The following is a 17,714-nucleotide window of genomic DNA, read 5'->3' as shown; positions in this document are numbered from 1 at the left end:
CGGCGCATGGCACCTTCTCCCATCCCCGGTGGGGCGAGGTCCGCCGTGGTGTTCCCGCCCGCGCCAGCGCCATCGAGCCCGACTACCTGAACCTGCACGCGCGAGTCGCCGCCTTCACCACCACGCGCCGGTCAATACCGTGCTCCGGTCGCCTACGCCCTGGACCGTGGCTGGCCTGATCACGGCGGCCCCAGCCCGCTACCGCCACATCGACGGCCTGCGGCAGGAGATCCTTCCGTAGCCGCGCCCCCGATCAAGGGCCGCCGACAAGTCTCATGAGCGGATCCTTCTTCCTGCCGCTCGCAAGCCCAGGTCGTGGCACTGCGGAAGAGGTTGGCGGCGGTCTTCCGTGCTGACGTCGAGCTCGCTCTCAGGAGGCCCGGCAAGGCGACTCTCAAACCGTGCGCCGGATTCTGTACTGTTCGTTCCGATATGGGCGTATACTCCTGATATGGCGCGTGTAAGGGAGTTCGATATCGAGATGGCCGTGGAGGCGGCGATGAATGCCTTCCGCCGCAACGGCTACGACGGCACTTCGATTTCGGACCTGGTCGACGCTACCGGCGTGGGCCGCGGCTCGCTGTACGCCGCTTTCGGCAGCAAAGAGGGTCTGTACCTCGCGGCGATGGACCGCTACCGGGAAGGCTACGCGCTGCCGCTGGTCGAACAGCTTCGCCAGGGCGCGCCGGGCCGTGAACTGTTGCGTTATGTCCTGGTAGCGGCGGTGGACGAGATCGTGCGCGACGGCAGCCGCGAAGCCTGCCTGATCATCGGCGCTGCTGTCGGGCGGATCGCCCACGACCCGCAGGTAGCCGCGCATGTGCAGTCGACGACAGAGGTTCTTGAGGACGCGCTTTATGAAGTCGTCGCGGAAGCGCAGGCGGATGGCCAGCTGTCCGGTGAACGTGATGCGCGAGACGTGGCCCGCTACCTCGTCATGACGATGCACGGTCTGCGGGTCATGGGTTCAGTGAACCCCGACCGCGTGTCGCTCATGGCAGTGGTCGAAATCGCGCTCGACGCCCTCGGGTGAGTTCTGATGGTACGGATCTCGATCTCATACGAAGACCAGCTGGGGCGTGACGTTGATCTCGGGTGCGGCGACCTGGGCGTCCGCCTGGTCGCCGACCTCGAGTGTCATCGCGCCGCTGACCCGGCGAAGGTTCACCAGGCGGTGCGGCTCAGCCAGGAGTTGACGCGGTCGGCCACCTCGCGCCATCGCGGTTCGAGGATCAAGCTGTGGGCACGGTCGGCGAGGTAGAGGTAGTCGGCGCCGAAGTGGGCGGCGTGCTCCCGCACGAGAGGCGCGGGTGAGACGACGTCCTGTCCGCCGGCGATGACGAGCATGGGGCCGCTCACCCGGGTCCGGTCCAGCTCGATGGCCGCCCCGCGCTGTGCGGCCTCCCACACGGCCTTTGGTGATTCGTCGGGCATCAGGCCGTGGTAGCGGCGGGCGTCCTGCTCTGTGCACCCGGCGAAGAACCATTGCACCGCCATGTCGTACGGCATCGGCGGGAACGGCGCCGACAGATCCACCGGCAGCGGGATCGCCTCGCCCGCGCTTGCCGTGCACGGCACCGGGGCGAGCAGCACCTGGGCCCGCACGGGGTGGTTCTCGGAGTATTTCTGCGCCACCGCGGCACCCATGCTGTGCGCCACCAGCACCGGTTCCCGGCCGATGTGGGAGACGACGATGTCCAGTTCGCGAGTGGCGTCTAGCATGCTCCGCTGGACGAACTCCTCGGTCGGGAGGTCCTGGGATCCGGTGTGGTTGAACCAGCTGAAGGCGTAGCTGTGCCGGCCCAGGTCGGCGTAGTAGGGCAGCCAGTTCTCCCACAGCCAGCTTCCGTGACTGCCGCCGTGCACGAACACGATGGGCGGTGCGGCGGTCGTGCCTTCCGGGGCGGCGTGTTCCACGAACACTCCGTCGACCACGTATCGTTCGATCTTCACATCACACCTGCGCTCTTTGACGGATTCGATAAAGACGACGTGTCGGCCGGGCCGTAGGGGTCAGACCATGTGGCTGACGTGCTCGTCCACGCCGAGCATGGTCTTGCCGTAGACCTCCAGGCCGACGGCGGGGACCAAGCCGGCGTGGCGGGCGGCGGTGTTGGCGTCGCGCCAGATGCGCTGCAGAGGGCTGGCCTCGGCGAAGGCGGAAGAGCCGTGCGCGTTGAGCAGGATCGTGATCGCCTGGAGGATCTCCTGGACCGCGTGTCCGGCCCGGGCTCTGATGCGGGCGCGCGCCGGATAGTCCAGCGGCCCGGCGAGCGCTGCCATGTCGACGTCGTCGGCCGCGCGGTTGATGTGCAGGCAGGCGGTCTCGATCTTCAATGCGGCCTCGGCGATCTGCGTCTGGAAAGCGACCGAGTCGGAGCGTCGTCCGTAGGTGGTGAATGACAGCGGGGTGGAAGCGGCGGCGACCACGGCGTCGAGGGCGGCCTTGCCCAGGCCGAGCAGGGGCCCGGTCAGGCACAGCACGAGCATGGACCCGAACGCGGCGCCGTAGAGCGGCTCTGGGCGGGGCGAGCGTGGGTAGCAGCCCTGTGCGGCGGCCGGAACCGACAGGATCCGGTGGTCGGGGACGAAGACGTCGGTGCCGATCAGGGTGTTGCTGGCAGTGCCCCGCATGCCGGCGGTGTGCCAGGTGTCGGCCATGGTGAGGTCGGTGGCCGGGATCAGGACCAGGGCCTGGTCGGCGATCTCGCCACGGTCGTCCTTGAGCAGAGCGCCGACCGCTGCCCAGGTCGCATACGGAGCTCCGGAGTTGTACGACCAGCGGCCACTCACCCGCCAGCCGCCGGTGACGCGTTCGCCGATGCCGGTCGGTGCGGCCACGCCGCTCACCCGTGCGTCGGGGTCGGCGCCGAAGACCTCCTCTTGCGCCTGGTCGGGGAAGAGACTGGCGAGCCAGTTGGTCACGGAGATGATCATTCCGACCCAGGCGGCCGAACCGTCGGCCCGCCCCAGCGTCTGCGACACCTCGATGAGGGTCCGCAGGCTGCTCTCGTGGCCGCCGTAGCGTCTGGGGGTCAGCAGCCGGAAGACACCGGCCTCGCCCAGTGCCTCGACAACGGCCGGTGTCACGGCCCGGTTCTCCTCACCCTGAGCGGCGTGCTGCCGCAGCAGCGGTTGAAGGGCTGCCGCCCGGGCGACCAGGTGTGCCGTCAAGGCGGCTTTGGCCTGCCCGTCGAGCTGGCTGTTCGTAGAGGTGGTGGGATTCATGCTGGTGTTCTCCATCGTGATCAATACAGGATTACGCCGCAGATCAGTCCTGGGGGAAGCCGTAGGCGTCGGCGATCAGTTCGTAGGTGCGCAGGCGTGCGTCGTTGCTGTGGCTCATGAGGGTGGTAAGCATCAGTTCGTCGGCCCCGGTGCGCTGCTGCAGCGCGTTGAGGCCGTTGCGGACCGCGTCCGGGGTGCCGTGCACGATGTCGGCAATCCAGTTCTGAGCGAACTTCCATTCGGCTGAGGTGAAGTCGTACGCCTCGGCCTCCTCGGGCGAGGGCAGTAGACCGAGCCGGCCGGCGTGCAACTGGATCATCGCCAGAGCACCCGCCATGACCTGGCGATGTGCTTCACGCTCCGTGTCGGCCGCCATGGTGTTGACACTGATGAGCACGTAGGGGGCGTCGAGGAGCGTGGACGGACGGAAGGACTGCCGGTACAGGTCGAGCGCCGCGACCGTGTTGTCGGCCGAGAAGTGGTGCGCGAAGGCGAAGGGCAGCCCCAGAGTCCCGGCGAGCCGGGCGCTGAACCCCGAGGAGCCGAGCAGCCAGACCGGCGGGCGGCTCGTCGCGCCTTGGACCGGGCCTGGCACGGCGTGGACCCGGGCGTAGGGATGACCGGCGGGGAAGTCGTCATCCAGGAACCGGAGAAGGTCGCTGAGCTGCTGCGGGAAGTCGCCGCCTCCCTGGTCGCTCCGGCGCAGCGCGGCGGCGGTCGCCGGGTCGGTGCCCGGGGCGCGGCCCAGCCCGAGGTCGACGCGGCCGGGGGCGAGGGCTTCCAGAACGCCGAACTGCTCGGCGATGATCAGGGGCGGGTGGTTGGGCAGCATCACCCCGCCGGAGCCGAGCCGCACGCGCTGGGTGTGGGCCGCGAGGTGCGCCAGGATCACCGCCGGCGAGGACGAGGCGACGCTGGGCGCCGAATGGTGCTCGGCGATCCAGTGTCGGTGGTACCCGCGGCGGTCGGCGATCCGGCTGAGCTCGATGCTGCTGCGCAGCGCCTGGGCTGGGGTCGTCCCGGTGCCGACCGGGACCAGGTCGAGCACGGACAGGGGGACGGGCGCGGTTCCGCGCGCCGTGCCCCGGATGGCGTCGTTCACTGGGTTGCACCTTTGGTTGAGCAGGACATGGTTCGCCCGGCGGGCGTGAGGACGGTCGCCTGGCCACTGCGGTCGAGGCGTGACGCGGCCTGCCAGGACGATGCCTGTTCGCGCGCCGGGTCGAGATGGAAGTGGGCCGGTCAGGTGGACACGGTGGACTCACCGACAAGTTCGTCAACGGGCTCGTCGACGACGGCGCTCTCGCTTTCGGCGTCCGAAGGTCCGGCGTTGACCAGCAGAACCGAGATCAGGCCGGCCGCGAGGAGGAATCCGGCGATCCACAGGTAGCCGATGCGGTAGCCGTAGACGAGCGCGACGCCGGGCTGTCCTGCCTGGTGGGAGATCAGGTACGCGGCGGTGGCGCTGGTGGCGACGGTGTTGAGCAGCGCTGTGCCGATGGCTCCGCCCAGCTGCTGGGAAACGTTGATCATCGCTGAGGCGACTCCCGCGTCCCGGTGGCCGGTGCCATGCGTGGCCAGGCTGGTGGCCGGCATAACGGCGACGCCGAGCCCGAGGCCGATCCCGATCGAGGCGATGAGCAGGATCGGGCTGTAGGAGCTGTCGGTGTCGAGCAGCAGGAGCAGCAGGACGGAAGCGGCGGCGACGAGATAGCCGCTGATCATCAAGATCCTGGGCCGGACACGGTGCATCAGCCGGGCGCTGATCTGGGCGGCGCCGATGATCTGCGCGATGACCATGGGCAGGAACGCCAGGCCGGTGAGCGCCGCCGAGTAGTTCTTGACCGTCTGCAGGTAGTAGGTCAGGAAGAGCAGCAGGCCGAACGCGCTGAGCATTCCCAGCGCGGCCGACAGGTAGGCGCCGAGGCGGATGCGGTCCGTCAGGATCCGGAACGGCAGGAGGGGATCGCGGGTGCGGGCCTGTACCAGGGTGAAGGCGCCCAGCAACACGATGGCCGCGGCGAAGGAGCCGAGAGTGGCGCCGGCACCCCAGCCGTGGTCGGCGGCCAGAGTGAAACTGTAGATCAGGACGACGATGCCCGCAGTGGCCAGCACCGCGCCCGGGATGTCCAGGCGGGTGGTGCGGTCGCGCCCGGTGTGGGCCGGGAGGTAGGCCAGCGCACCGAGGATGGGAATCACGGCAAGGGGGATGTTGATGAACATCGCCCAGCGCCACGTGAGGTACTCGGTCAGCAGACCGCCGGCCAGCAGCCCCAGCGCGCCACCGGTGATGACGATGGAGGAGAAGACGCCGAAGGCCTTGGCCCGTTCTCTGCCGTCGGGGAAGGCCAGCGAGATCAGCGACAGGGCGGCCGGGGCGAGCAGGGCGCCGAAGGCACCCTGCAGGGCGCGGGCGCCGAGCAGCATCCAGGGGGCGGCCGCGGCACCGCCGAGAGTGGATGCCAGGACGAACCCGATGAGTCCGACGATGAAGACGAGCTTGCGTCCCAGCAGGTCCGCCAGGCGGCCACCGAGCAGCAGCAGCCCGCCGAAGGTCAGCATGTAGGCGGTGATCACCCATTGCCTGCCCCCGTCGGAGATGTGCAGGTCGGCCTGGGCGGAGGGCAGGGCAACGGTCATGATCGCGTCGTTGAACACCACGATCAACTGGGCTGCCGATATCAGGAGCAGGATGAGCCAACGTCTGTCGGGCTGGCCGGCGACATGAGTCATGAGGATGTCCAAACGGTGCCGCGCGAAAGGGCGGAGCCGACCCCCGGCGCGGCACGAGGACGGCTAAGCGGTTCAGTGATGAAGCGGCACGGGCTCCACAACTCCGGTCGTGGCGCCTGGCTCTGGTGGCTCAGGCGCGGGACGGAAGAGGGCTGGCCCAGTGCGACGGGAGGTGGCGCGGTCGCGCGCCATTGCCGCGAAGATACGGACCCCGTCAGTGGTGCGAGAGGTGACATGCGGAGTCGGCCATCGCCGACTGTCGCGCGTTGTTCTTCCTGGTCCTGAATCGGCATACGTGGTAGGACAGCGGCACTGAACCGCGAAGGCGCAGATGCCGCCGTCTCTCACCAACGGCCGCAGATCGTTCCAATCCGGCGATCGGTCATGTTGCCGCCAGGAGGATCAGCCCACAGCGGGCACGCCGCCTTCGAACAGCTCGACCTTCAGGCGATCGAGCCTCAAGCGGCTGATCAGCCACTCGCCGCCGATCTTGCGGTACTCCTCGTGGTAGTAGCCGTAGCCCCGCATTCCCTGAGGCAGGCCGTCTTTGTCCGGCCAGACGAGGTAGTCGGCCATGCTCCAGATGCCGGTGGCGGAATCGGAACCGGTGATCTCGATCTCGGGCATGAAGGCCCGGTGGACGGTGACCGCTTCCGCGACCCAGGCGCTGGCAGCGCTGACCATCGCAGCGGAATCGCGCAGCACGTTCCCGTCGATCTCGATCTGGACGTCAGGCGCGAACACCTTGGCGAACTCGTCCCATTGTTTGGTGTCATGGAAGCGGAAGTAGCGGGCCTTGAGCTGCTTGATCTGTTCGATGTCGAGAAGTCGCTGCAGCGTGTCGACATTGGGGGCGGTGGTCATTGTGTGCTCCTCACTTAGGTGAAAATCGCGGCGGTAAAATACCAACCGTTCGTTCAAGAATCGAGGCGGAAGTACTCTTCCGCGACGACTCGCTTAACTGGCCTGATCAGGCCAACAGAGTGCGGGCGGCCCCGGCATTCCACCGAATCCGTACCTGGCCGACAGCGTGAGGCTGGTGACTTCGGTCAGTCCTCGGCCGATCTGCAGGCAGTGACATCCCGCAGAGTGCGCGTGAAAACCGGTTCGTGACATCGGCCAAAGCCCGGGCTGCGGCCGGAGCGATGGTCAGCGTGTCGTCGTCGCCCACCATGATGTCCTTGTCGAGGGTGAACCAGCCCTGTGTGATGTGTGCGGGATTCATGGAACTCAGCACAGGACGCAGGGCGTAGTCGATGGCCAGGACGTGCGCGGTGGTACCACCGGTGGCCAGCGGGAGGACGGTCTTGCCGGTGAGCGCGGACTGTGGCAGCACATCGAGCAACGACTTCAGCAGCCCGGAGTAGGCGGCCTTGTAGACCGGTGTGCCGATCACGACTCCGGCTGCTCGCCGGAACAAAGCGATCACCTCTGCGATCGCGGGATGGCTGGCGTCGGCGTACAGCAGCGCCTCCGGCGGAAGCGAGCGGACGTCCAGCGCGATCACCTCATGACCCTGGGATCTGAGTCCCTCGTCCACATGGCGCAGCAGTCGCGCGGTGCGGGAGAAGGCGGAAGGGCTTCCGGAGACGGACAGGATGATGGCCATGCCGGGACCTTTCACAAAGGTGTCCAGGGGATCAGCGAAGACGTCGGGTCGCCCTGCAAGACGCGCGCCCGTTGGTCCGCGCATCCCGGCGGCTCCGGTTCAGGCGGCGGTCAGCCCGCCGTCGATCGCGAGCGCGGCTCCGGTGATGAAGCTCGCTTCGTCACTCAGCAGGAACGCCGCGAGCGCGGCGATCTCCTGCGGCTGGCCGACCCGCCCGAGCGGGTGCATCGCGGCGAACGGACCCAGGTCCTCCTCCGAGGTCGCCCCCAGCGCGTTCCGGGTCAGCGGAGTGTCGACGCCGCCGGTGATCAGGGCGTTGACCCGGATGCCGGCCGCCGCCTCATCGAGGGCGGCCGACCGGGTGAGCCCGACCACGCCGTGCTTGGCGGCGCTGTAGGAGCCGTTGCCCGCCGCCCCGACGACGCCCGCGACGGAGGCGTTGTTGACGATGGAGCCGCCACCGGCCGCCCGCAGCGCGGGGATCTGGTACTTCAGACCGTAGAAGACGCTGCTCAGGTTGAGCGCCAGATCAGCATCCCAGGCCTGCCCGTCGATCTCGGTGAGCGGGCCCATCGCGGTGGCGGCGCCGACGTTGTTGAACACGCCATCGAGGCGGCCGTAGCGCTGGAGCGTCTGGCGGACCAGTTCCGCCGCCTGCGCCTCGACGGTCACGTCGGCTGCGATGAACGTCGCCTCACCCCCGGCGGCACGCAGGGCGGCCACCATTGCCCCCCCGGCCTCCTTGCCACGGGCCGCCAGGACGACTTTCCCGCCCTCGGCGGCGATCTGCTCAGCGGCGGCCCGGCCCATCCCGGAGGTTGCACCGGTGATGAGAATGACCTTCTCCGCGAATCGTGCGGACATGCTGCTCCTTGTTCGTGGAGGTTCGAGGAAGATCACGGCGGTAAAAATACCAACCGTTCGTTCCAGAATGGAGGTCGAAAAAAAACATACCCGCCACAGCCAGCATGACCGATATGTCCCTATCTGGAGGCAACTGTACTCGGACGGCGGGGTCTCCCCGGCTTTCAACAGGGTGAGGTTCGTCACTTCGGCTGACGCTCTCCCAACTCATCCGTACCCTGCACCGCTCGGGCGGAAGGCGGCAAGAGAGCACTTTGACGTGACCAGATATCACCCGGAGAACCGTCCCTCCCCCTTCATAGTCCCGTCGGCCCACCTGCCAACATGGCCCCGTGAGCACTTTCAATGACGGGATCGTGGCCGAGTTCCGAGCCAACGGCGGAGTGGTCGGCGGCATGTTCGAGGGCAGGAATCTGCTACTCCTGCACACCGTGGGACGCCGCAGCGGCGAGGCCCGCGTGAACCCGCTGGCCTACACCTCTGACGGAAACACTTTCCTGCTGTGTGGCAGCAACAGCGGTGCGCCGAAGGACCCGGAATGGGTTGCCAACGCTGATGCCATGGCTGAGGTGACGCTGGAAGTCGGCACGCGGACCTTGAAGGCGATCCCCCGAGTCGTCACCGCCGCCTCGCCCGATTGGGAGCGGGTCTACAACCTGTGGATGGACAACCAGCCCGGCTTGAGGGAGTACGAGAGCAAGACCACCCGTAAGTTCCCAATTCTGGCGCTCGACCCGATCGACGATCCGTCGAGTTGGTGAGTCCCTGCACGCTTCTTCCGGCACTCCGCCTCACTCCGGATCGTCGGCCGGACCAGCCATGTCCGCGACGGGCAAGCCGCCGACCTGCCTGCGCACCTGCGGCCTGCAGAAGTACGGGCCGATGACAGCCCGTCCCTGTGGGCCGAGACGAGCCTCCCCCATAGGCTGCCAGCATGATCCAAGCCGTTGTCTTCGATGTCGGCGAGTGCCTGGTCGACGAAAGCCGCGAATACGGCACGTGGGCTGACTGGCTCGGTGTGCCCAGCCATACTTTCAGCGCCATGTTCGGCGCGATCATCGCCCAAGGCCGCGACTATCGCGACACCTTCCAGGTCTTCGATCCCGGCTTCGACCTCTACGAACAACGCGAAGCCCGTGCAGCGGCCGGACAGCCGGAAACCTTCGGCGAAGAAGACCTGTACACGGACGTCCGCCCCGCCCTGGCCCAGCTCCGCGCCGACGGCCTGTGGCTCGGCATCGCCGGCAACCAGACCGTCCGGGCCGGACGCATCCTCCGCACCCTGTTCTCAGAGGACGTCGACCTCATCGGCACCTCTGACGACTGGGGCGCCTCCAAACCGGACCCCGAGTTCTTCAAGCGCGTCGCCGACGCAGTTCCGTTCGCGATGGACGAGATCCTCTACGTCGGCGACCGTCTGGACAACGACGTTCTCCCGGCAACCACGGCCGGAATGCCCACGGCTCTGATTCGCCGAGGCCCTTGGGGCACGATCCAGCAATCGCACCCCGATGCCGCCCGCATCCCGTCCATGCGCATCGACTCGCTGGCCGAGTTGCCGGGGAAGATCCGCGCGTTCAACGCTGAAGCGCGTTGACGGTGGTCCTCCATTCGTACAGGCGATTGTCGAGCTCCATCACGCAGTCCAGGTCAGACCACTGGTCCATGGAGCGCCGCAGATCGCGAAGCCGCTCCATCCCCGCCGCGTACCAGGTGACGGCGAGCTGATCCAGCGCCTCGATGGCCCGTGCGCAGGCCGCCTCGGGGTTTCCTTCGGCGGCCTCGACGGCGGCCAGGTCGCCCAGCACGACCGTGCGCTGCTTCCGCGCCTCGTCGGACAGCTGCGCCAGGGCCTGGAGCAGAGTCTCCCTGGCCTGCGGCAGGTGCCCGGCCTTGAGCTGCGTGTTCCCCTTGAATGCCGCCAGCCGCACCGGTGAGAACCAGTCGAACCACTCCGGCAACGCCGCGTCGGCCCCCTCGCCGAGGGCTTCCTCACCTCGGCCGATCGCCTTCAGCGCCTCGCGGTGCTTCCCGCACCGCGTCTCACACTCGGCCTCCACGGCGTGGAGCCAAGCGGTGAACTGAGCCGGTACGCCCTCCGCACGCCGCGCATAGACCCTCGCGGCGCGTAGCCGCTCGGCCGCGCCTTCCCGTTCGCCGGCCCATCCGGGCACGAACGCCGAGTGCGCCAGGATGGCCGACCCGAGAAGCTGGCTGTCTGCCGCCCCCGCCGCCTGAAGGGCCTCGACGAATCTGCTCTCCGCATCGTCGGGCTGCCGCAGATCGAAGAAATCGATGCGGCCCACGAGCAGCAATGATTCGGCCAGCGCGGAGGCGAGGGTCTGCTGCGGCGCACCGCTCATCTCGCTGAGCAGTTGCAGGCCCAGCCGGGCATGCTCCGCGACGGCGGCACGGATCGTCGGCGGCTGAACACGCCAATACAGCCGTCGGTGTGACCTGGTCACGTTGGCGTAGTCGAGAGCGATCGACGCGGGCTGCGTCCCGTTCCCCGGAGACGGCAGGGGCAGCGGCATCGCGGCTCCCTGCGCGGCACGTACGGGGGAACTCGCACGTTCCGTCGGCGCACCCCACGGCGGCGTGAAACCGAGCTGATCCATCGGCAGACCGAGGGTGTGCTCAAGAAGCCGCTGGTGGGTCGCGTGTGGCCAAGGCGGTGTCGGGCTTTCCCAGCGGCGTACCTGTCGGAGGCTGACCTCGGCATCAGTGATGCCGAGATCGAGGCCGGCGCGGGCGAGCGCGTCGACAAGTGCCTGTTGCGAGGCGTAGCCCGCGTGCTGACGGGCCGCCTTCAGCTTGATGTTGCCGGTCTCCCTCGCCATGCGAGCTCCCCGAGGCGGATCGACTACTGGAGGACTCCAGCGTCAGCCATGAAGGCCCCTTCGGCAACCCTCAGCGACGATTTGCTCACCGAAAGTCCTCTTTAGGGCCGCTCGAAGTCCTCTGCGCGACCTTCCAAGAGGCCGTTTTGTAATCGCACCATTACAGACGTCGAACCTCGCGCTCGCAAAGGCGGGCCCGGCCGGCGCTGCGAACGACCGGACGAGCCCTTGATCAGGATGGAGCCTGACCCGTGGCCAACCCTAGTGCGACCCTCGAACGAGATACCGCGCAGTCGCGCAACTGCGCCTGCTTCGGCCCATCGACGCCTATGCCCATGGGCTGCGGCATCTGCGGCCATGCGCCCTACGCCCACGCCTGCTCCCACCAGGACGACCACGAGTACGTCCTCCCGAGCTCAACCCAGGCCGCCGAGCGTCTGGCCCTCCGCCGCGCCGGGGGTCCGCAGCCGCTCCCCCGCCCGGCCTCTCCCACCGCCGTCACGCCCTCGGACGAGACCCCCGTGCTGGTGCCCGCTCAGCGACGCCACACCGACCGTCCCCGGACCCGGCCGACGTCCCACCGGCCGCCGAACCGCCCTTTCACGTCGGGAACGCGACGTGCTTTCTCCCGCGCACCGGAGGTCCGTACCGTGCCCAGCCCGACGCCGCAGGTTCCGGACACGTGGAGATACCTGACCAGCGACATCGGCCGGCTGTGGGCCTGGCGGTGGGAGGACTTCGGAACAGCCGCGCGAGAAGCAGGCGCCAGTCCGGCGGTTGACGCCGACGACCTCGCCGCCCTGGCCAGGGAGATCAACCGGCAGGAGCGCATCGCCGAGCAGGTCGGCGAGGAGCATGCGTCGTGATGGCGCTGCGCAGAGCCATCGAACGTTTGCGACGCCCGAAGGGCAACCATCACCCGGGCTCGTCCCGCGCCGCCCGACAGGACCGGCGTATCGACCACTACGCCGGACATCGATTCGCCGACGAGCTGAACCGTGAGCATTCCGGCTGGCTGGTGATCTGGCTGACCTGGCAGCGCGAATTCTGCGCCATCGCCCAATGGCCGGTCGACACGCCCCTTGTCGTCACGGCGGCGACGCCGAAAGAGCTTCGCCGGGCCGTCCTCGAAGCGGAGATGGCCCTCATACGGACCGGCGTCCTGCCACCTCAGTGACCTCATGACGTACGGCCCTGCTGACGAAGGAGGGGACAGCCTGGCCGTACACAAGGGATGAGGGTTGGCCATTGCCCTCGGCCTCGGGCGGCGTCTCCCGGATCGAACGACGCGAGACGCCGCCACCTCCCCTCAGTTCGATTCGCACCGAGAGGAACCCATGAACTCACGCCACGTCCTCGTGACGGGCGGTGCCGGCTTCATCGGCACGCACCTGTGCGCGGCCCTGCTCCAACGCGGTGACCACGTCACCGCCCTCGACGACCTGTCCGCCGGACATCTCCCCGCTCTGGACGAACTGCTGAATCACGATCGCTTCACGCTGCTCAAGCAGGACGTCACCGAGCCGATCGACTGCGACCCGGTGGACGCGGTGGTACACATGGCCATCCCCGTCGGCCCCGAGGTCGTCACCCGGCGCCCCATCGACACACTCCGCGCCGGTTCGATCGGCACGCTCAACGCCCTGGACTTGGCCGCCGCGAACGGCGCCAGGTTCCTCTGCCTGTCGTCCTCGGAGATCTACGGCGATCCGCTGGTCCACCCACAGGACGAGGACTATCGCGGCAACGTCGACCCCACCGCCCCGCTCGGCTGCTACGACGAGGGAAAACGCTTCGCCGAGGCCGCCACCTTCGCCTACCGGCGTCAGCACAAGCTGAGCGTCGGCATCATCCGGCCGTTCAACGTCTACGGCCCCGGCATGTACGCCGACGACCGCCGCGTCGTCCCCGCCTTCGTCCGCCAGGCCCTGGCCGGGAACACCCTGACCTTGCACGGCGGCGGCATCCAGACCCGCTCGTTCTGCTACATCGACGACTTCGTCACTGGCCTGCTCGCCATGCTCGACTCCACCGAACCCGGCCCGGTCAACCTGGGTTCGGACGAGGAGATCACCATCCGCGACCTGGCCGACCTCATCGTCGACGTCGCCGGGTCAGGCTCGGTCGAGGTCGTCGCGGGCAGGGCGCAGGACTCCTCGGTACGCTGCCCCGACCTCAGCAGGGCACGAAAGCTGCTCGGCTAGACCCCGACGACGTCCCTGCGGCAGGGCATCGAACGCACCATCACGTGGGCCCGCGACGAACAGGCGGCCTGAGGCCGTGACCGTCATCGTCATCCCATCGGCGTGGCGCACGGCCGCCGGCATCGGAGACGCAAGGCTGACGTGCGCCGCGGAAACCGTCGGCCAGGCCATCACCTGGCTGGCCGAAACCCACCCTCCGTTGCGGCAACGCGTCCTGACCGAGCCCGACCGGCTGGCGAGCTGGGTGAACGTCTACGTGGACGGAGACGACATCCGCGAGCTGGACGGCCTGGACACCCGGCTGCCGGACGGCCAGGAGATCATCGTCCTTCCCGCCCTGGCAGGAGGCTGATCATGACCATCACGAACATGATCGCCATCCCCGGAGCCAAAGCGCCGATCGGCTCCCCCAACGCGCACCTGGACCAGCTCGAACGTGCCCAGTCCTACCCTCGTTCCTGGTTCCTGGACGAGGTGCCCAAGCATCTGTGCACGATCGACCCCTTCCTGCTCGACCGCCACCCCGTCACCAACGCCGCCTTCACCCAGTTCGTCGAAGACAGCGGCTACGAGACGGAAGCCGAACAACGCGGGTTCGGCCTGGTGTACGGCGAACGTTTCTGGGAGGAACGTCGCGGCGCCTGCTGGTCGGCCCCCACCGGCCCCGGCAGCGACCTGACCGGTTCCGAGCGCCACCCGGTCGTGCACATCGCCCGCGCCGACGCCGAGGCGTACTGCCAATGGGCGGGCAAGCGCCTGCCCACCGAGGTCGAGTGGGAGTACGCCGCACACGGCTCCCGCTGGCAGCCGTGGCCGTGGGGGTCCCACTTCGACCCCGCGCTCGTCAACTGCGTGGGCGAAGAGGCAGGCGACCTCAAGGAGTGGCACAAATGGTGGTCACGGCAAAGTGCCCACCGACCGTCGACCACACCGGTCGGCACGTTCTCTCCCGCAGGGGACTCGCCCTTCGGCCTCGCCGACATGGCCGGCAACGTCGCCGAATGGGTCGCCGACACCTACCAGCTGTACGACCCCAAGATCCAGTGCGACCCAATCCTGCGCATGGCCCAAGGCCGATACGGCGTCCTGCGCGGCGGCGGGTGGATGAACCTGCGCTGGCAGGTCCGCACCAGCGAACGCATCGCCTGCGACCCCGCCTACAGCACCTGGGCGATCGGGTTCCGCTGCGCCGCCGACATCGACGTCTTCGCTGATCGACCGGATGTCCCATCATGATCAGACCTAGGCTCGCCGCCATGCGCGCACTCGTCACCGGCGGAGCCGGCTTCATCGGCTCCCAACTGACCGACGCCCTCATCGCCCAAGGCGCCACCGTCACCGTGCTCGACACCCTCACGAGCGGACGCCGCGAACGGCTACCGGAAAACCTCGACCTGCGGCAGGTGGACATCACCGATGCCCCTGCGGTCACCGCCGTCATGGAGGAGATCCGTCCTGAGGTCGTCTTCCACCTGGCCGCGCAGATCGACGTCCGGGCCTCGGTCACCGACCCCGCCCACGATGCCGCCGTCAACATCGGCGGCACCATCACCCTGCTCGAAGCCGCCCGCACCGTGAACGCCCGCCTAGTGTTCGCCAGCACCGGCGGAGCCCTGTACGGCATGGACGCGCCCATCCCGTCGAACGAAAAGGTGCCACCCGCACCCGAAGCGCCCTACGGGACGGCCAAATACTGCGCCGAGCAGTACCTGGCCCTGTTCAACCGCCTCTACGGAACCCAGCACGTCGCCCTGCGCCTGGGCAACGTCTACGGCCCCCGCCAAGACCCGGCCGGCGAGGCGGGAGTCGTCTCGATCTTCTTGGGACGTGTCCACGACGGCCACCGGCCGACCGTATTCGGCGACGGCACCCAGACCCGCGACTACGTCTACGTCGGTGACGTCGTCACCGCCTTTCTGGCGGCAAGCACCCACCCGGATGGCGGCGTCTGGAACATCGGCACCGGCCGCGAGACCAGCGTCCTGGACCTGATCAAGCACATCGGCCAGGCCGCCGACCATGAGGTCACACCAGTCTTCGCACCGGCCAGGCCGGGCGAACTTCAGCGCAGCGCTCTGGACGCCACCACCGCGCGGAACGATCTGGGCTGGTTCCCGGTGACCTCCATCGCCGAGGGCATCGAGCGCGTCTACGTATGGGTGCGAGACGGCCGGCCCGACCGCGCCACCTCATAACCGGCAGGAAGAAGGGGCGAGGCATGACGATCGACTGGAAGGACCAGCGGGCGCTCATCCTCGCCCCGCACCCCGACGACGAAGTGATCGGCTGTGGCGGCCTCATCTCCCGCATCACCGAGGCAGGCGGCCAGACCCACGTCATGTATCTGACCATCGGCGCAGACGTCTCCCAGGCCGTGGCCGGTTTCTCCACCAGAGCCGAGAACCTCAAGGAGATCGACCAGGTGGCCGCCCGCCTCGGCATCACCTCCTGGCACGTGGCCCTGCCGGAAGTCGCCCAGCTCACCCTCGACCGGCTCCCACGTAAGACGCTGACCACCGTGATCGAGAATGTCACTCCGATCTCACTGACGACGCTGAAGCCGACGTTGATCGCTTTCCCGCACCCAACCAGCTACAACCAGGACCACCAGGCCATCGCCGAAGCCGCGATCACCGCGCTACGCCCCAGCGATTACCGCACACGACCCCACCCGTCGATCGTCCTGGCCTACGAACAGCCGGCCGACCAGTGGCGTCTCACGCCCACGACTCCGCCAGCCTTCTACGTCGAACTGCAGACGCGCCATCTCAACGCGAAGCTCGAAGCGATGAACTTGTACACCAGTCAACGCCGCGATCACCCGCACACCCGCTCAAATGAGACTCTCCGCAGCCTGGCCATCCTTCGCGGCGTGCAATGTGGTGCGGAAGCCGCGGAAGCTTTCGAGTGCATACGCCTGATGGCGTGAACCATCTCGGGCACCCGATCATCCGGCGACACCTACGGACCACGGATAGGCCTTACCCCTTGCCTGTCGTCCTGCCACGCCGGGCGCGTCAAACGATGGAACACCGGTGGCAGCGACCGAGAAGCAGCTGGCCTTCAGGGTCCAGCGTGAACTGACGTCCGGCGGCCAGATCGGCAGCGGTCATCGCCCACCGGTTATCCACGATCCGCACCGCCGACCGTGTCGTCATGCTCCGGGAAGGGCGCACGACTGCAGCCGGCGCCCATGACGACCTGATTGAAGACCACACCGAATACCGCAAGCTTCTGGCAAGCCAGGTGACTGACGCGCGATGAGCTATCCGACCCCCGATGCTCTCTCCAGCGCGAGCCTGGCGGGCCTCACTCTGAGGTAGTCGCGAATTGTCCAACCAGCGATGAGCAGGCTCACTCCACAAGCCCCTGCCACAGATACCCAAGGCCAAGCCCACGGCAACATAGCGATGAACTCCGGTATCCCGTTCAGGACGATGCCGAACGCGACCACGATCAGGCCGCGGGCATCTATCCGGGCGACGTATTGGGACTCCTGGACAGCGGAATTCCGGAGTTCGTTGACTTCTTCGCGGAGATCCAGCCGTAAGGCGTCGATAGAGGCCTGGGTCTTCGAGTGTTGTGCGTGATGAGCTTCGTCGACCTGCCATAACCTGCTTTCCAGGTGCTTCACATGGTCGGCCAGAAGCGCCAAGCGCTCTTCGATTGTGGCGTCTTCAGCCGGAGCATACTTGCGGCCAGGCTGAACCTTGCCAGTGAAACTGACTTGGAGAGCTGGCAAGGTGCCGTCCAGCGTTCCAGTGACGCTCCGACGCAGCCCGGGAATGAATCGCGCGAGCCTACCTCGAAGCCTTCCTAACTGCTGCTTTGCCATCGCACCACTCCGGCGCAGGAACAGGTCTGTTCCCGATGGCGAGGTGACACCCAGGCCGATCAACGCGATCAGCACGCCGCAGATCTTGTTGGCGTTGCTCTGCACGATATCGCTGGCCAGCCACGCAAAAAAGTCCATGCCTGCTCTAACGAAAGCGCAGTCCAGTAGTTCCAGCCAGCGTTTGCGGGGACGGTCGTCCACAATAACTGTGTGCGCGTCATATGTAACCGTGCGTTAGACATCGACATTCCCGTAAGCCCGAGACAGAAGAACTGGGGATGACCTTCCCGGCCGATATACCTGTCCAACGCAGGTGACTACCTACGAGCTAAAGGCATCAATCGAGCGCTCACCCCAGACAGAGTGATCATCCGCGAGCCACTTGCACATCGCCCGACAAG

The 17,714-nt window shown here is 67.6% G+C and carries 19 protein-coding genes; 10 read left to right on the top strand and 9 right to left on the bottom strand.

Translation table 11 applies throughout. The features are described from left to right. The first annotated feature begins 451 nt into the window (after nt 1-451). Nucleotides 452-1,033, top strand: a complete 582-nt coding sequence (locus AW274_RS15130; RefSeq protein ID WP_062431624.1) for a TetR/AcrR family transcriptional regulator — start codon at nt 452-454, stop codon at nt 1,031-1,033. A gap of 131 nt (nt 1,034-1,164) precedes the next feature. Here AW274_RS15130 and AW274_RS15125 read toward each other — a convergent pair whose 3' ends face one another. From AW274_RS15125 to AW274_RS15095, 7 genes are all read right to left on the bottom strand, one after another. Next, nucleotides 1,165-1,953 carry an alpha/beta hydrolase gene (locus AW274_RS15125; RefSeq protein WP_062431622.1) on the bottom strand — a complete coding sequence of 263 codons (789 nt, stop codon included), beginning with the start codon at nt 1,951-1,953 and terminating at the stop codon, nt 1,165-1,167. A 60-nt stretch (nt 1,954-2,013) separates the two neighbouring features. Further along, nucleotides 2,014-3,228, bottom strand: coding sequence for an acyl-CoA dehydrogenase family protein (locus AW274_RS15120; RefSeq protein ID WP_062432064.1), 1,215 nt, complete (start codon nt 3,226-3,228; stop codon nt 2,014-2,016). A 43-nt stretch (nt 3,229-3,271) separates the two neighbouring features. Continuing rightward, nucleotides 3,272-4,330, bottom strand: coding sequence for an LLM class flavin-dependent oxidoreductase (locus AW274_RS15115; protein WP_062431620.1), 1,059 nt, complete (start codon nt 4,328-4,330; stop codon nt 3,272-3,274). 140 nt (nt 4,331-4,470) lie between these two features. Beyond that, a complete protein-coding gene (locus AW274_RS15110; protein WP_198169183.1) occupies nt 4,471-5,973 on the bottom strand; it encodes an MFS transporter in 1,503 nt (500 codons plus the stop codon). Between the two features lie 390 nt (nt 5,974-6,363). Beyond that, nucleotides 6,364-6,825 carry a nuclear transport factor 2 family protein gene (locus AW274_RS15105; RefSeq protein ID WP_062431616.1) on the bottom strand — a complete coding sequence of 154 codons (462 nt, stop codon included), beginning with the start codon at nt 6,823-6,825 and terminating at the stop codon, nt 6,364-6,366. A gap of 106 nt (nt 6,826-6,931) precedes the next feature. Then, nucleotides 6,932-7,570: an NADPH-dependent FMN reductase gene (gene ssuE, locus AW274_RS15100; RefSeq protein ID WP_083974188.1), complete on the bottom strand. Its 639-nt coding sequence runs from the start codon at nt 7,568-7,570 to the stop codon at nt 6,932-6,934. 99 nt (nt 7,571-7,669) lie between these two features. Beyond that, entirely contained in the window at nt 7,670-8,434 is a 765-nt protein-coding gene (locus AW274_RS15095; RefSeq protein WP_062431614.1) for an SDR family NAD(P)-dependent oxidoreductase, read from the bottom strand. Between the two features lie 332 nt (nt 8,435-8,766). Between AW274_RS15095 and AW274_RS15090 the strand changes: the two genes are divergently transcribed. Together AW274_RS15090 and AW274_RS15085 are read left to right on the top strand one after the other, a co-directional pair. Next, entirely contained in the window at nt 8,767-9,195 is a 429-nt protein-coding gene (locus AW274_RS15090) for a nitroreductase/quinone reductase family protein (protein ID WP_063813286.1), read from the top strand. 173 nt (nt 9,196-9,368) lie between these two features. Continuing rightward, nucleotides 9,369-10,031: an HAD family hydrolase gene (locus AW274_RS15085; protein ID WP_062431610.1), complete on the top strand. Its 663-nt coding sequence runs from the start codon at nt 9,369-9,371 to the stop codon at nt 10,029-10,031. Here AW274_RS15085 and AW274_RS15080 read toward each other — a convergent pair. Further along, nucleotides 10,012-11,274, bottom strand: coding sequence for an NsdA family TPR-like regulatory protein (locus AW274_RS15080; protein WP_062431608.1), 1,263 nt, complete (start codon nt 11,272-11,274; stop codon nt 10,012-10,014). The two genes, AW274_RS15085 and AW274_RS15080, sit on opposite strands and share 20 nt — an antisense overlap. Nucleotides 11,275-11,525: 251 nt before the next feature. Here AW274_RS15080 and AW274_RS41965 point away from each other — a divergent pair, with 251 nt between their 5' ends. The 7 genes from AW274_RS41965 (at nt 11,526) to AW274_RS15045 (ending at nt 16,407) form a co-directional block, all read left to right on the top strand. Next, nucleotides 11,526-12,140: a hypothetical protein gene (locus AW274_RS41965; RefSeq protein ID WP_232320111.1), complete on the top strand. Its 615-nt coding sequence runs from the start codon at nt 11,526-11,528 to the stop codon at nt 12,138-12,140. Then, nucleotides 12,137-12,451, top strand: a complete 315-nt coding sequence (locus tag AW274_RS15070) for a hypothetical protein (RefSeq protein WP_157520190.1) — start codon at nt 12,137-12,139, stop codon at nt 12,449-12,451. Before AW274_RS41965 ends, AW274_RS15070 begins: the two co-directional genes overlap by 4 nt. Before the next feature lie 160 nt (nt 12,452-12,611). Further along, entirely contained in the window at nt 12,612-13,478 is an 867-nt protein-coding gene (locus AW274_RS15065) for an NAD-dependent epimerase/dehydratase family protein (RefSeq protein WP_083974186.1), read from the top strand. Between the two features lie 76 nt (nt 13,479-13,554). Further along, the gene (locus AW274_RS15060; protein ID WP_062431602.1) at nt 13,555-13,830 is read left to right on the top strand and encodes a MoaD/ThiS family protein; all 276 of its coding nucleotides are present in this window, start codon (nt 13,555-13,557) and stop codon (nt 13,828-13,830) included. A 2-nt stretch (nt 13,831-13,832) separates the two neighbouring features. Next, nucleotides 13,833-14,714 (top strand): formylglycine-generating enzyme family protein, encoded by an 882-nt coding sequence (locus tag AW274_RS15055; protein WP_063813284.1) that lies wholly within the window; start codon nt 13,833-13,835, stop codon nt 14,712-14,714. 20 nt (nt 14,715-14,734) lie between these two features. Next, entirely contained in the window at nt 14,735-15,673 is a 939-nt protein-coding gene (locus tag AW274_RS15050) for an NAD-dependent epimerase/dehydratase family protein (RefSeq protein ID WP_062431600.1), read from the top strand. A gap of 23 nt (nt 15,674-15,696) precedes the next feature. After that, the gene (locus AW274_RS15045) at nt 15,697-16,407 is read left to right on the top strand and encodes a PIG-L deacetylase family protein (RefSeq protein ID WP_062431598.1); all 711 of its coding nucleotides are present in this window, start codon (nt 15,697-15,699) and stop codon (nt 16,405-16,407) included. Between the two features lie 336 nt (nt 16,408-16,743). Here the strand turns inward: AW274_RS15045 and AW274_RS15040 are convergent, their stop codons facing one another. Then, nucleotides 16,744-17,514, bottom strand: coding sequence for a hypothetical protein (locus AW274_RS15040; RefSeq protein WP_157520187.1), 771 nt, complete (start codon nt 17,512-17,514; stop codon nt 16,744-16,746). Nucleotides 17,515-17,714: the final 200 nt, after the last annotated feature.

It is taken from the genome of Herbidospora daliensis (genome assembly GCF_001570585.1).
Taxonomy (GTDB): domain Bacteria; phylum Actinomycetota; class Actinomycetes; order Streptosporangiales; family Streptosporangiaceae; genus Herbidospora; species Herbidospora daliensis.
Note: the sequence above shows the minus strand (reverse complement) of the source record. Positions and strands in the feature narration are given on the sequence as shown.

Coding starts and splice junctions, on each gene's coding strand:
- AW274_RS15130 (WP_062431624.1), top strand. CDS start 452: ATGGCGCGTGTAAGGGAGTTCGATATCGAGATGGCCGTGGAGGCGGCG.
- AW274_RS15120 (WP_062432064.1), bottom strand. CDS start 3,228: ATGAATCCCACCACCTCTACGAACAGCCAGCTCGACGGGCAGGCCAAA.
- AW274_RS15105 (WP_062431616.1), bottom strand. CDS start 6,825: ATGACCACCGCCCCCAATGTCGACACGCTGCAGCGACTTCTCGACATC.
- ssuE (WP_083974188.1), bottom strand. CDS start 7,570: ATGGCCATCATCCTGTCCGTCTCCGGAAGCCCTTCCGCCTTCTCCCGC.
- AW274_RS15095 (WP_062431614.1), bottom strand. CDS start 8,434: ATGTCCGCACGATTCGCGGAGAAGGTCATTCTCATCACCGGTGCAACC.
- AW274_RS15085 (WP_062431610.1), top strand. CDS start 9,369: ATGATCCAAGCCGTTGTCTTCGATGTCGGCGAGTGCCTGGTCGACGAA.
- AW274_RS15080 (WP_062431608.1), bottom strand. CDS start 11,274: ATGGCGAGGGAGACCGGCAACATCAAGCTGAAGGCGGCCCGTCAGCAC.
- AW274_RS15065 (WP_083974186.1), top strand. CDS start 12,612: ATGAACTCACGCCACGTCCTCGTGACGGGCGGTGCCGGCTTCATCGGC.
- AW274_RS15055 (WP_063813284.1), top strand. CDS start 13,833: ATGACCATCACGAACATGATCGCCATCCCCGGAGCCAAAGCGCCGATC.
- AW274_RS15050 (WP_062431600.1), top strand. CDS start 14,735: ATGCGCGCACTCGTCACCGGCGGAGCCGGCTTCATCGGCTCCCAACTG.
- AW274_RS15045 (WP_062431598.1), top strand. CDS start 15,697: ATGACGATCGACTGGAAGGACCAGCGGGCGCTCATCCTCGCCCCGCAC.